At 63.9% G+C, this 13,594-nt stretch carries 13 protein-coding genes; 11 read left to right on the plus strand and 2 right to left on the minus strand.

Going from position 1 to position 13,594, the window contains the following annotated elements; translation table 11 throughout:
- Positions 1-48: 48 nt before the first annotated feature.
- Positions 49-816 carry an SDR family NAD(P)-dependent oxidoreductase gene (locus LHFGNBLO_RS09730; protein ID WP_258606326.1) on the minus strand — a complete coding sequence of 256 codons (768 nt, stop codon included), beginning with the start codon at positions 814-816 and terminating at the stop codon, positions 49-51.
- 287 nt (positions 817-1,103) lie between these two features.
- Here LHFGNBLO_RS09730 and LHFGNBLO_RS09735 point away from each other — a divergent pair, with 287 nt between their 5' ends.
- Both LHFGNBLO_RS09735 and LHFGNBLO_RS09740 read left to right on the plus strand, forming a co-directional pair.
- Complete coding sequence (locus LHFGNBLO_RS09735) at positions 1,104-1,259, plus strand: hypothetical protein (protein WP_258606328.1); 156 nt, start codon at positions 1,104-1,106, stop codon at positions 1,257-1,259.
- Between the two features lie 110 nt (positions 1,260-1,369).
- Entirely contained in the window at positions 1,370-2,317 is a 948-nt protein-coding gene (locus tag LHFGNBLO_RS09740; RefSeq protein ID WP_258606330.1) for an LLM class flavin-dependent oxidoreductase, read from the plus strand.
- Between the two features lie 11 nt (positions 2,318-2,328).
- Here the strand turns inward: LHFGNBLO_RS09740 and LHFGNBLO_RS09745 are convergent, their stop codons facing one another.
- The gene (locus tag LHFGNBLO_RS09745) at positions 2,329-3,012 is read right to left on the minus strand and encodes a cysteine hydrolase family protein (protein WP_258606332.1); all 684 of its coding nucleotides are present in this window, start codon (positions 3,010-3,012) and stop codon (positions 2,329-2,331) included.
- Between the two features lie 322 nt (positions 3,013-3,334).
- Between LHFGNBLO_RS09745 and LHFGNBLO_RS09750 the strand changes: the two genes are divergently transcribed.
- From LHFGNBLO_RS09750 to LHFGNBLO_RS09790, 9 genes are all read left to right on the plus strand, one after another.
- On the plus strand, positions 3,335-4,429 hold the full coding sequence (locus LHFGNBLO_RS09750) for a transporter substrate-binding protein (protein WP_258606334.1): 1,095 nt from the start codon (positions 3,335-3,337) through the stop codon (positions 4,427-4,429).
- Positions 4,426-5,034, plus strand: coding sequence for an ANTAR domain-containing response regulator (locus tag LHFGNBLO_RS09755; protein ID WP_258606344.1), 609 nt, complete (start codon positions 4,426-4,428; stop codon positions 5,032-5,034). Before LHFGNBLO_RS09750 ends, LHFGNBLO_RS09755 begins: the two co-directional genes overlap by 4 nt.
- A complete protein-coding gene (locus LHFGNBLO_RS09760) occupies positions 5,012-5,914 on the plus strand; it encodes an ABC transporter permease (RefSeq protein WP_258609672.1) in 903 nt (300 codons plus the stop codon). Before LHFGNBLO_RS09755 ends, LHFGNBLO_RS09760 begins: the two co-directional genes overlap by 23 nt.
- A complete protein-coding gene (locus tag LHFGNBLO_RS09765; RefSeq protein WP_258606346.1) occupies positions 5,911-6,831 on the plus strand; it encodes an ABC transporter permease in 921 nt (306 codons plus the stop codon). Before LHFGNBLO_RS09760 ends, LHFGNBLO_RS09765 begins: the two co-directional genes overlap by 4 nt.
- A 35-nt stretch (positions 6,832-6,866) precedes the next feature.
- A complete protein-coding gene (locus LHFGNBLO_RS09770) occupies positions 6,867-8,510 on the plus strand; it encodes an ABC transporter substrate-binding protein (protein WP_258606347.1) in 1,644 nt (547 codons plus the stop codon).
- Entirely contained in the window at positions 8,500-9,444 is a 945-nt protein-coding gene (locus tag LHFGNBLO_RS09775; protein ID WP_258606349.1) for an acetamidase/formamidase family protein, read from the plus strand. Before LHFGNBLO_RS09770 ends, LHFGNBLO_RS09775 begins: the two co-directional genes overlap by 11 nt.
- Positions 9,441-11,249, plus strand: a complete 1,809-nt coding sequence (locus LHFGNBLO_RS09780; protein WP_258606351.1) for an ABC transporter ATP-binding protein — start codon at positions 9,441-9,443, stop codon at positions 11,247-11,249. Before LHFGNBLO_RS09775 ends, LHFGNBLO_RS09780 begins: the two co-directional genes overlap by 4 nt.
- 120 nt (positions 11,250-11,369) lie before the next feature.
- Positions 11,370-12,320 (plus strand): GNAT family N-acetyltransferase, encoded by a 951-nt coding sequence (locus LHFGNBLO_RS09785; RefSeq protein WP_258606353.1) that lies wholly within the window; start codon positions 11,370-11,372, stop codon positions 12,318-12,320.
- 52 nt (positions 12,321-12,372) lie between these two features.
- Positions 12,373-13,584 carry a hypothetical protein gene (locus LHFGNBLO_RS09790; RefSeq protein WP_258606355.1) on the plus strand — a complete coding sequence of 404 codons (1,212 nt, stop codon included), beginning with the start codon at positions 12,373-12,375 and terminating at the stop codon, positions 13,582-13,584.
- Positions 13,585-13,594: the final 10 nt, after the last annotated feature.

A 13,594-nucleotide genomic window follows, 5' to 3' on the forward strand; every position in this document is an offset into this window, starting at 1 on the left:
CCCGATCGACGGGGTAGAGGAAGGGCGCCAAGCTGTCCCTGGAAAGCGTCACATCGCCGTAAAGCCGTTGTCGACGAACAGATGCGCGCCGTTGACGAAGCTGGATTCGTCGCTGGCCAGGAAAAGTGCCGCCTTCGCTACCTCCTCCGGCTCGCCGATGCGGCCCTGCTGCGCCGCCAGCGCCGCGTCGGAGACATCGATGCCGAGCTTGCCGAGATCGGCGACCTCGCGCAGGCCGTGCGGTGTGCGGATGAAGCCGGGGCAGACCGCATTGCAGCGGATGTTGCGGTCGCGGAACTCGACGGCGATGGCGCGTGCGAACATGTGGCAGGCGCCCTTGGTGGTGTCGTAGAGCACCTCCATCGGCGTCGCCGCAACCGCAGAGATCGACGAGGTGCAGACGATCGAACCGCCGCCGGCTGATATCATGCCGGGCAGCACGGCGCGCGTCATCAGGAACATCGAGCGCACATTGACGGCATGCAGCCAGTCCCATTCATGCAAAGTAATCTCCAGAAACGGTTTGATGACGATGGTGCCGGCGTGGTTGAACAGAACGGTGACCGGGCCAAACTTTTCCGTCGCCCCCTTCACCGCCGCCTCGACCTGGGCTTCATCGGACACATCGGCAACCCAGTGCTCGGCGACATGGCCGCGCGCGCGGATCGCCGCGGCGGTGGCGGCGGCCGCCTCGCCGTTGCGGTCGATGATCGCCACCCTGGCGCCTTCCGCCGCAAACAGTTCCGAGGCCGCTCCGCCCATTCCCGTGGCGCCGCCCGAAATGATGGCGACCTTGCCGGCCAGTCTTCCGCCCATTTTCTTGCTCCCAGATCCCGTTTCCTTGCACTTCGCAGTGCCACTGCACGGCGATGCTATCCCTCATGCGTCTGGCGGCCAATGCATGAAGTAGGCAGGAAGGATGGCCGTTCGTGCGCGTCTGGGGCGTCTCATCGCTCCGAGCGTTCGATCGCTGCGACGCGTCACTAAGCAAACGGCGACCAATTTCTCTCCCAATTGGAGAAAATCGTTCCAACAATGGCCGAAAAATAGCAATCGACAAAGTCTACTGATTTTATAGATTAACCGCTGAGACGGAGGTCGATATGTCCTATATCCAGAACGCTCAGACTGATCGCAACGGCCAGCGGCTGGCCAATGCCCAGACCTTTCGCCCGGCCTATGCCGGCGCCTTCGCCTATCTCGTCTTTGCCCTTGCGTTCGTGTTCACCGGGGCAGTCGTTCTGGGCCTTATTCCCTGAGTCATCGGGATAGCGGCCTTCAGACAATCGGAGTTGAAAACGTATCGCGGTGCGTTTTCGCGCGCCCGGGGGTTCCAACCTGTGATTCCAACGTGATGGAGGAGATGGCAATGCCGATCGAGTTCACGCATGTTCCCGGTAAAACCCACCCCGCCGGTTCGGCGGTGTCCTTTTTCTACGACTTCTTGGAGACCGCGACCAAGCTGTCGCTGATCGAAGATGCCGGCTTCCAGAAGATCGTCGTCGACGACCAGGCCGGGTTGCTGACCAATATGGATATTGCCGCCCAGGCACTGGACCGCACCTCAGCCCTGGAAGTGGTGCTGACGCATTGGGCTGGCGTGATCGAGCCGACGGTGGCGGCACGGCAGCTGGCGGCGCTCGACACCAAAAGCGGCGGACGACTGTCGCTCCGGATGCTCAGCGAGCCGCTGAGCGACGACGATGCCGAGACGCGCCCAGTCGGCCATACGGTCGTCTGGCAGCGGATCGACGAGTATCTGGTGCTGTTGAAGCGGCTGTGGTCGAACGACAGGCCCTTCGATCACGAAGGCGCTTTCTACAGCATCAAGGGCGGCTATGTGCCGCGCAAGGGGCCGCATGGTGCCGACGTGACCATTCGCATCGGCGGACAGTCCGGAACGGCGCTCAAGGTCGCCGGGCGGCACGCGGATGTCTTCGAACTGACACCCGGCTCGCTTGACGAGATCCGCCAGCTGATGGACCGCGTGCGCAGCGCTGCCGCCGAACATGGCCGGGCGAACAAGGTGCGTTTTGCGCTTCCCGTACGAATTCGTTCGGAAGGTGGCGCTTCCGGCCACAAGGCGGTCGACGTTTTCGGACCACCGGCGCAGATCGCATTGTCGCTGCTGCCCTATGCGGCCCTGGGGATCCACGAATTCATGATCGTCGGCGTCGACAGGCCGCGCGAGATCGCCGCGGCCGGCCGCGAAACGATCGCGCTGCTGCGCAATTCGTTGGCGCGTCGCGAAGCTGAAGTCGGCCAGCCCGGGGTATTTGCACCCCGCGTGACGCAGGAGGTGCATGCGGCACGCTGAGGCGACCGTACTCAGCCGCTCTCGCCTGCTTTGCCGGAGAGTTGCAACAGCGCCGCAATGACGGCGCTTGAATCGGACAGAGCGCCGAAAACGCCGTCCTCGACCGTCACCATATGCAGCGCCGCCTCATGCGCTTGTTGGTCGCCACTGGCGCAGGCATCCGAGATGGTCAGGCACTGAAAATTGCGGTCGCAGGCCTCCCGCAACGTGGTGTGCACGCAGACGTCGGTCGTGCATCCCGAAAACAACAGATGCGTGATGCCTTGCGCGCGCAGGACCAGTTCCAGGTCGGTGTAGGTGAAGGCGCCGTTGCAGGTTTTGTCGACGACGATGTCCTGCGGCGCGACGTCGATCTCGGGCGCGATCTGGAAACCGGGGCTCGAACGCAGCAGGATTTCGGTGCCTTCAAGACCGGCGCGCTTGCGGCGCCATTTCTCGTAGGGCGTCATGTCGGCCATGTCACCGCGGTAGCCTTGCCTGGTGTGGATGATCCGCAAGCCCGCCGCACGCGCCGCCGCAATCAGCCGGTTCACCGTAGGCAAAATCGCCCGCAATGGCGTCGGGTCGTATCCCTGCCTGGCAAAATAGCCCGATGTCGACAGGAAATCTTCCTGCAGGTCGATGACGATGAGCGCGGTATTTTCGGGCACCAGCCTGCCGTCATAGGGAAAATCGAAAGGGGTCGCCTTGATCATCTGCCGCTCACCTCATTGCCGATGCAGGCATCGTGGCCGGGGATGTCGCTGCCGTCCATCCCGTTGCAGCATAGATGCGAAGATGCCGAGTGCGGCAGTTCTGGTGCCGCCGCAAATTGGTTCCCGTGCGAGCCGTAGGGCACCCTTCGTGTTCAGCTTGCACTCGACCACAAGCCAAGCACCCACTTTCCGGCTTGACTGACCCGCCGTTCAGAATACGCTAGGACAAAATACCGGCCTTGGTCGCCGGGCGGCAAGAATGCCTCGTATGCCTCGCCCTGCTGGCGGCGGCTGCGGGGCATTGTCATTTCTGGGGTTGTGTTTGAAACGGCGTATCGAGATCGGCATCCTCTATTCCCGCTCGGGGAGCTATCAGCTCGTGTCCGATGCGTGCCGGATGGGCGCGATGCGCGCCATCGCCGACATCAACGCCGACCGTCGGTACGGCGTCGAGCTGGTGCCGGTCGAGCGCGATCCGCAAAGCAATGCGGATCGCTACGCAACGCTGTGCGAGGACATTTTCAAGACGAGCAGCGCCCGTCATGTGGTCGGTTGTGTCACCTCCTGGAGCCGCAAGGAGACGATCCCGGTGCTGGAGAAGGCCGGCGGAATGCTCTGGTACGCCTGCCCCTATGAGGGGTTCGAGGCCAACGAGCATGTCGTCTACATGCACGCCTGCCCCAACCAGCATCTGGTGCCGCTGATGGCCTATGTCGTGCCGCGCTTCGGCGCCGACTGCTTCCTGCTGGGGTCGAACTATATCTGGGGCTGGGAGATGAACCGGGTGGCGCGTGACCTGATCGCCGATGCCGGCGGCAGGGTTCTGGGCGAGCGCTATCTGCGCATCGGCGAGACCGACGTGTCGCGGCTGATCGCGGAAATCCGCGCCACGCGGCCGAATTTCATCCTCAACAATCTGATTGGCACCTCGTCCTACGCCTTCCTGGCGGCCTATCGCGACTTGGGCGTCGAGGACCCCGCTTTCAGCCCGGAAGCCTGCCCCGTCATCTCCTGCAATCTCACCGAAGGCGAGCTGCCGGCGATCGGCGAAACAGGCAAGGGACATTTGTCGGTCGGGCCGTATTTCGCGCCGCGGCCGGCGGCCTTCGCCTCGTCCTTCGAGGCCTCCGCCTATGCCTCCGTGCAAGTGATGGCCGACGTGCTGTCTCGCGATGCCGAAGCCGGTCCGGCGGAGTTTTCGAAAGCCTTCGCCGAACGGCGCTTCTCGACGCGGCTCGGGTCGATCGCCATCGACGCCCACTCCCAGCACGCGACGCTGCCGGTGATCATCGGCCGGATCGCCGACGGCTTCTTCGAGGTCGTCAGCCGCGAGGACGATGTGGCGCCCGATCCGTATCTGTCGCGTTACGACCCTGCCAAGACGTTCGGCCGTCCGCGCCTGAGGGTGGTGTCGTGACCAGGACGCGCATCCCCAATCTCGGCGGCGCCAAGGCCTTCATCCTGCATCGTCCGCATCCGACGGTGCAGGCGATAACCCGACAATTGTCGGCCATCGGCCTGATTACGCTTGACTGCTGGCCGGAATTGCCGCCCGAGGCGCTCGCCGCCGATTTCGTCTTCTTCGACGCCGATCTCGGATTTGACGAGCAATTTCCGTGGAAGCCGGGCGAGGCGCCGATGCCGTTGGTGGCGCTGATCGGCTCCGAGGCGCCCGGCCGCATCGAATGGGCACTGTCGCACAAGGCCGACGCGCAGCTGTTGAAGCCGGTCGGCAATGCCGGCGTCTACAGTGCGCTGCTGATTGCGCGGCAGAGTTTTGAGGCGCGAAAACACTTAGCCGGCGAAATTGCTTCGTTGCGCCAGCGCGTCGCCGAGCGCCAGACCATCGTGCGCGCGGTGGCGGCCTTGTCGAAAGGCACGGATGACGAGCGCGCCTATGCGCAGCTGCGCTCGCTGGCGATGAGCTGGCAGATCAGCGTCGAGGATGCCGCGCGCCGGATCGTGGCGATGACGGATGAAACAGATGAAGAAGGCGGCGATGACCAGTCCCATCGCGCCTGATCTCCCGGTGCGCATGCCGGCCCCGCCGCGCGCTGGCGTCTGGCGCCGGCTGGTCAAGCGGCGCCTGGCACTGCTCGGCCTGGTGATCGTAGCCACCGTCGTCGCCGGCGCTGTGCTGGCGCCTTGGCTGACCGGCTACGATCCCAATGAACAGATGTTCGATGGGCTGACCATCGAGGGCTCGCCTCTGCCGCCGAGCGCCCAGTACTGGCTCGGCACCGACCTGCTCGGCCGTGACCTGTTGACCCGCATCCTCTATGGCGCCCGCACCTCGCTGATCATCGGCATCGTTGCCAATGGCGTGGCGCTGTTGATCGGCACGCTGGTCGGCGTTACCGCCGGCTATTTCCGCGGCTGGATCGGCAGCGCTTTGATGCGCTTCACCGACCTGATGATGGCTTTCCCCGCCCTGCTGCTTGCCATTTGCCTGGCGGCGGTGTTCCAGCCCAGTCTGTGGATCGTCGCCATGGTCATCGCGCTGGTCAACTGGGTACAGACGGCCCGCGTCATCTATACCGAGACCTCCTCGCTCGCCGAGCGCGAGTTTATCGACGCCGAACGTACCATTGGCGCAAGTGCACCGCGCATCCTGTTTCGCCACATCCTGCCGCATCTTCTGCCGACCATCATCGTCTGGGGCACGCTCGGCATCTCGACCACGGTTCTGTTGGAGGCGACGCTCTCCTTCCTCGGTATCGGCGTGCAGCCGCCGACGGCGTCATGGGGCAACATCATTTTCGAGAACCAGACCTATTTTCAGGCAGCACCCTGGCTGGTGTTCTTCCCGGGTGTGGCGATCCTGGCGCTGGCGCTGGCCTTCAACCTGATCGGCGATGCGCTGCGCGACATCCTCGATCCGACGCAAAGGGGTCGGGCATGATCGCCTATCTCGGCCGCCGGCTGATCCAGTCGCTGCTCATCCTGCTCGGCGTGTCGCTGATCACCTTTGCGCTGCTCTACCTGCTGCCCGCTGATCCGGTGCGCCAGATCGCCGGCCGCAGCGCAACGGCGCAGACGGTGGAAAACATCCGCCAGCAGCTCGGCCTCGACCAGCCTTTTGTGGTCCAGTACTGGCATTACCTGACGAAGCTCATCAGCGGCGATCTCGGCCGCTCCTACATCCAGCGCTCGGAGGTCACCGAGCTCATCGTCTCGCGGCTGCCGGCCAGCCTGCTTTTGATGGTCGGCGCCATATTGTGCGAGTTGCTGATCGGGCTCTCCATGGGTCTGATCGCCGCCGTCAAGCGCGGCACGGCCACCGACCAAACCTTGATGGTCGCGTCCTTCGTCGGCGTCTCGGCGCCGCAATTCGTCGTCGGCCTGTTGCTGCTCTATGTCTTTGCGGTGCGATTGAGCTGGTTTCCGATCGGCGGCTATGGCACATGGCGCCATCTCGTGCTGCCGTCACTGACCATGGGCATACTCGGCGCCGGCTGGTACGCGCGCATGATGCGCTCGTCGATGATCGACGTGCTGCGCCAGGATTATGTGCGCACCGCGCGTGCGAAAGGCCTGGCGCGCAGCGCCATCATTTTCCGCCATGCTTTGCCCAACGCCATCCTGCCGGTCATCGCCATGATCGGCATCGACATCGGCATCTTCATGGGCGGCATCGTCGTGGTCGAAAGCGTGTTCGGCTGGCCCGGCATCGGCCAACTGGCCTGGCAGGCGATCCAGCGCGTCGACATCCCGATCATCATGGGCGTCACGCTGGTGTCTGCCTTCGCCATCGTGCTCGGCAATCTGCTGGCCGACATCGTCGCACCGTTCATCGACCCGCGCATCAAGCTCAGATGAAAAATGCAAAAACAACCAGAGAAAGGGAACCGTCAATGAAACGATTTTTGGCATCCACAGTAGCGGCATCGGCGCTGGCGCTCATGCTTGGCATGGCAAGCGCACGCGCCGAAGACGCCGTCGATCCGAACGCCAAGCAGGGCGGCGAGATTGTCGCCACATACAAGGACGACGTCACGACGCTCGACCCGGCGATCGGCTATGACTGGCAGAACTGGTCGATGATCAAGAGCCTGTTCGACGGGCTGATGGATTACGAGCCGGGGACCACCAATCTGAAGCCGGACCTTGCAGAAAGCTACGAGATCTCGCCGGACGGCAAGACCTTCACCTTCAAGCTGCGTCACGGGGTGAAGTTCCACAATGGTCGCGAAATGACCGCCGACGATGTGAAATACTCGCTTGACCGAGTGACCAATCCGAAGACGCAGAGCCCCGGCGCCGGCTTCTTCGGCTCGATCAAGGGCTATGACGACGTTGCTGCCGGCAAGGCGGAGGGCCTCGTTGGCGTCACAGTGGTTGACCCATATACAGTCAAGTTCGAGCTGAGCCGCCCCGACGCCACCTTCCTGCATGTGATGGCCATCAACTTCGCCCATGTCGTGCCGAAGGAGGAGGTCGAGAAATACGGCGCCGATTTCGGCAAGCATCCGGTCGGCACTGGTGCTTTCAAGCTCGCCGAATGGACGCTCGGCCAACGCATCGTCTTCGAGCGCAATCCGGACTACTGGCACAAAGGCTTGCCGCATCTCGACAAGATCACCTTCGAGGTCGGCCAGGAGCCGATCGTGGCGCTGCTGCGCCTGCAGAAGGGCGAGATTGACCTGGCCCTCGACGGCATTCCGCCGGCTAAGTTCCAGGAGGTAATGTCCGATCCCGAGCAGAAGGCCCGTGTCGTCGAGGGTGGCCAGTTGCACACAGGCTACATCACCATGAACACCACCATGGCGCCGTTCGACAATGTGAAGGTGCGGCAGGCCGTCAACATGGCAATCAACAAGGACCGCATCGTCCAGCTGATCAACAACCGCGCGGTGCCGGCCAACCAGCCGCTGCCCCCGTCGATGCCCGGCTACGACAAGGACTTCAAGGGCTATGCCTATGACGTCGCCAAGGCCAAGGCGCTGCTGGCCGAAGCCGGCCATCCCGACGGCTTCGACACGCAATTGTTCGCCATGAACACCGATCCCAACCCGCGCATCGCCCAGGCGATCCAGCAGGATCTGGCGGCGATCGGCATCAAGGCCAGCATTCAGGCGCTTGCCCAGGCCAATGTGATTGCGGCCGGCGGCGACAAGGCCGGGGCGCCGATGATCTGGTCGGGTGGCATGGGCTGGATCGCCGATTTCCCCGATCCGTCAAACTTCTATGGGCCGATCCTCGGCTGCGCTGGTGCAGTTCCCGGCGGCTGGAACTGGTCGTGGTACTGCAACAAGGACCTCGACGCCAAGGCGGCGGAAGCGGACTCCATGACCGACCCCACGAAGGCCGGCGAGCGCAACAAGATGTGGAGCGCGATCTACGACAAGATCATGGCGGACGCGCCGTGGGCGCCGGTCTTCAACGAGCAGCGCTTCACCATGAAATCCGCGCGCATGGGCGGCGCTGACAACCTCTATGTCGACCCGGTCCATGTCTTCATCAACTACGACAATGTGTATGTAAAAGATGTGCAATAGCTGCGACTACACCATCCACGGGCGCCATCACCATTTCGGCTGGGACAATTCCTTTGTCCCGGCCGAGCGGGTGGCGCCCGGCTCGACCATCGAGTTCCAGTGCCTCGACGCGGGGGGCGGCCAGCTTCAGGCCGACAGCACTGTCGCCGACGTCGCCAAGCTCGACTTCGCCAAGGTCAACCCGGTGACCGGGCCGATCTTCGTCGACGGCGCGGAGCCTGGCGATGCGCTGAAGGTGACGATCGAGATGTTCAAACCGTCCGGCTTCGGCTGGACGGCGAACATTCCGGGTTTTGGGCTGCTCGCCGACGATTTCAAGGAACCGGGGCTGAACATCTGGAAGTACGATGCTACTTCGCTGGAGCCGGCGCTGTTCGGCAAGAACGCTCGCGTGCCGCTGAAACCCTTTGCCGGCACCATCGGCAACGCGCCGGCTGAGATGGGGCTTCACTCGGTGGTGCCGCCAAGGCGCGTCGGCGGCAATCTCGACATCCGCGATCTCGCCGCCGGCACCACGCTCTATCTGCCGGTGGAGGTGGCGGGCGCGCTGTTCTCGGTCGGTGACACGCATGCCGCGCAAGGCGACGGCGAGGTGTGTGGTACGGCGATCGAGAGCCCGATGGATGTCGTGCTCAAGCTCGACCTGATCAAGGATGCGCGGCTGAAGACACCGCGCTTCACCACCTCCGGCTCGGTGACGCGCCACCTCGATGCCAAGGGCTATGAGGTGACCACCGGCATCGGGCCGGACTTGATGACCGGCGCCAAGGAAGCGGTTGCGCAGATGGTCGATCTGCTTGCAGGTCGCTACGAGCTCGATCCCGTCGACGCCTACATGCTGGTATCGGTCTGCGGCGATCTCCGGATCAGCGAGATCGTCGACATGCCGAACTGGGTGGTGTCGTTCTACTTCCCGCGCTGCGTCTTCGAATGAGCGCACGTGCCGTCAACAAACCGACCGGGGCCGCCGCTCCGGTCGGCTCTATCGCAGGCAGGCCGGTGCTTGATATCACCAGCCTGTGCGTCAGCGTACGCGGCGAAGACGGCGAGCGCGAAGTGGTTTCCGACCTGTCGCTGACGCTCGAGCGCGGCGAGACGCTTTGCATCGCAGGCGAATCCGGCTCCGGCAAATCGATGACGGCGCTGGCCATCATGCAGTTGTTGCCGCAGCCGGCCGGCCGGATCTCGTCTGGCAAAATCCGGCTTGGCGAGACCGATCTCGCCACGCTCAACGAGCGCCAGATGCAGCGCATCCGCGGCGACCGCATCGCCATGATCTTCCAGGAGCCGATGACCTCGCTCAACCCAGTGCTGTCGATCGGCCGGCAACTGACCGAATCCATCGAGGCGCATACCGGCCTGTCCCGCGCCGAGGCGCGCAGGCGCGCCATCGAGGCGCTGAAGGCTGTCCGCATCTCGGAAGCCGAAAGCCGGCTAAAACAATTTCCGCACGAACTGTCCGGTGGCATGCGTCAGCGGGTGATGATCGCTATGGCACTGGCGCTGGAGCCGGATGTTCTGATCGCCGACGAGCCAACGACGGCGCTCGACGTCACCGTACAAGGCGAAGTGCTGGAACTGCTGCGCGACCTGCAGCGCGAGCATGGGACCAGCGTCATCCTGATCACCCACGATATGGGCGTGGTCGCCGAAATGGCCGATCGCGTCATCATCATGCGGCATGGCCGCATGGTCGAGCAGGGCACGGCCGCCGATATCTTCGCCAGGCCGCAGGCCGACTACACGCGCGAACTGTTGGCCGCGGTGCCGCGCATCGGCACCGGCATCGGCCGCCAGAAATCCAGAGATGTTGAAGCGGCAAAGCCGGGAAACGTTGCCGTTGTCAACGATCTGCATGTACGTTTTGACCTGCGCGGTGGCTTCTTCGGCAGGGTCACCCGCCGCGTTCACGCCGTCGAAGGCGTCAGCTTCGCCATCGCACCCAACGAGACGTTGGCGCTGGTGGGTGAATCCGGCTGCGGCAAGTCGACCACCGCGAAGGCGCTGGCCGGGCTTGTCCCCTACCAGGGTGATATCGCCATCGGCGGGCGCAATCTGTCCGGCCTTGGCCGCGACGAGCACAAGGCGGTGCGCCGCGACGTGCAGATGATTTTCCAGGACCCCTACGCCTCGCTCGACCCGCGCATGCGCGTCGGCGACCTCGTTGCCGAGCCGCTGCTGATCCACGGCATCGCCTCGAAGGAAGAGCGCAGGGAGAGAGTTGCCGCATTGTTCGAGCGCGTCGGCCTGTCGGCCGATCAGATGGAGCTCTATCCGCATGAATTCTCGGGAGGCCAGCGCCAACGGGTCTGCATTGCGCGGACGCTGGCGCTGCGGCCTAAACTGATCATCGCCGACGAAAGCGTCTCGGCGCTCGACGTCTCGGTGCAGGCGCGCGTGCTGGAGCTGTTGAAGGAATTGCAGCGCGAATTCGGCGTCGCCTATCTGTTCATCTCGCACGACATGGCGGTGGTCGAGAACATTTCCGACCGCGTCGCCGTCATGTATCTCGGCCAGATCGTCGAGATGGGCACCCGCGACCAGGTCTTTTCCAACCCGCACCACGCCTACACGAAGCGCTTGATCGAAGCCGTGCCGGTGCCCGACCCCACCAAGCGCCGGACCCGCTTTGCGCGGCTCGACCAGGAGATCGCCAGCTCGACCCGAAAGATCGGCGAGAGCCCGCAGCGGCTGGTACTGAGCGATGTCGGCAGCGGCCATCTCGTGGCGGGTATCTGAGCTCAAGAGCGCGGGGCTGTTCTTTTCCCAGCGAGACCAACTCTTGCCACTCCCGGGGTTTACCACGCCTTAGGCGGATGCCGTCATCATGCGCGTTCGGGTCCAACGGGATGACAAATCTTGCTAGGTGCGGTTCTGCAGGTGCTGCCGGGTCGGTTCATGGATGTGCGCATGCGCGCGTCCGACGACTACGACACGCGCGTCGTGGAGCGGCCCGGACGCTGGATGCAACCGGCCGAACTGGAACAGCTCACCCAGGATTTGCGGCTGGTCGCCTCGAAAACCCTGAAGGCCGGCAGCCTGACCTATGGTGTCTTTTCCGGCGACCGCAGCCGGCTGGAACACTCCATCATCACCATCGTCTACCGGCGCAGCGACGGACGGCCGATCGCCTTCAATGCCTTGGCGCCGATGGAGATCTTACTGGCGGGCAAGCCCTATGAAGTTCTGCATCTGGGGCTGGTCATGGTCGATCCGGAGGAGCGCAGCCGCGGTCTGAGCTGGATCCTCTACGGACTGACCTGTTTTCTGATGTTCCTGCGCAACCAGTTCAGGCCGGTCTGGATTTCCAACGTGACACAGGTCCCTGCCGTCGTCGGCATGGTCGCGCAAGCCTTTGCCAACGTGTTTCCCGATCCCCACTCCGGCGCGCGGCGATCGCTGACCCATGTCCTTCTGGCACGGCAGATCATGGCGCGTCACCGCCATGTCTTCGGCGTTGGTGCGGACGCCGGTTTCGACGAAGAGCGTTTTGTCATCACCAATGCCTATACCGGCGGATCGGACGATCTGAAGAAGTCGTTCGAGGTGGCGGCCAAGCATCGGGTCGAGACCTATAACGACTTCTGCAGGAAGGAGCTCGATTATGGGCGCGGCGACGATGTGCTGCAGATCGGGCAGATGAATTACCAGGCCGCGCGCAGCTATCTAGCAGACGCCGTTCCGCGCGGCTCGCTTGCGGCGCTCGCTGTGGCGGGTACGGCAACCACTCTGCAGCGGCTCATCCTGCCGGTGGTTCACTGGGTCGACAGCAGCCGCCAATGGGACGTGTTGCGACCATGGACACGCTAATGGCTTCATTCGTGGGGCGCCGTTTCATGCTCAAGCTGACGGAAACGGGCGCATGATCCTTGACGACACGCTTGTCGCCGACACCATCACCTCGCTGGCGGCTCTTTTCGGGCTGTTGATCGTCATAGCGGTCGTCGGCGGGCGCGACGCCGGCGATCCGCTGTCGCGGCGCTTCCTGTTCGGCCTGCGGGTGCTGGCGGTGCTGCTGGCCTGCCGGATCCTCGACTGGACCACCGGCTTCGGCGTCTTCCGCCTCGTCACCATCATGGCGGCAGGCCTCTTGCCGCTGGCTGCCCTTTTGCTGACGGAGGGCTTGCTGCGCCGGCATGCGCCCTTTGCCCTCAAGTTGCTCGCTGCCGGCGGCGCCGCAGCCTTCCTGCTGCTGGCGATGATTCCGGAACGCTTCGCCGAGCCGTGGCGGATGGCAGCGCTTCTGCTCTTCCAGTTCGGCGGCTTCTTGGCGATCGGCTGGCTGGTGGTGACGCGGAACCGCGACAGCCTGTCGGCTGCCGAAAACCGCACGGTCGAACGGATGGCGCTGTCACTGCTGCTGATACTTCCGTTCATGGTCACCGACTACCGGCCCGGACTGTTCGAGGTGCCGGTGCGGCTTGGTGGTATCGCCATCCTGTTCCTGTGCTGGTTGACGATCGGCCTGGGGCGGGCGAGCCTCGGCCATCGCGACACGATCGGCGCCTTCGCCGTCATCGCGCTGAGTTCGGTTTTTGCCGGGCTGGCGTTGGGCGGCATCGATCATTTCGGCTGGCGGGGAAGCGTGCAGGGTGTGGTGATCGTCCTTTCCGCCACGCTGCTGGCCGTCATCTATAATGACAGCGTTAGTCTCGCCGCCGAAAAGCGGCGCGACTCGCTGCTCAAGCACATGGCCGAGGGCGATTTGACGGATTCGGCGCGCTTCCTGCGCGGCCTGCAGAACCATATCCTTGTCGATGGCGCCCTGATCCTGCCGGCAGCCGAACTCGGCGATTTCGATCTGAACGTGCTGGCCCGGGCGCTGGAACAGGCTCCCGTCCGCTCAGTTGCCGATGTGCATCCGCAATCGCCTGTCGACCAGGATATCCGTGAGCAACTGGCGTGGCTGTTCGAGAAGTACGAGGCGACCCATGTGCTGCTGGCGACGCTCAAACCATTGACCGTGGTCGCACTCAACATGCCGGCTCTGGCGTCATCGCCGGGCGTGGAAATGGAACTGCGCGCCGTCCAGCGCATGGCCATGCTGATCGCGCAACGGGAAGCGATGACGTGATGACATAGAC

The sequence above is a fragment of the Mesorhizobium sp. AR10 genome (assembly GCF_024746795.1).
GTDB lineage: Bacteria > Pseudomonadota > Alphaproteobacteria > Rhizobiales > Rhizobiaceae > Mesorhizobium.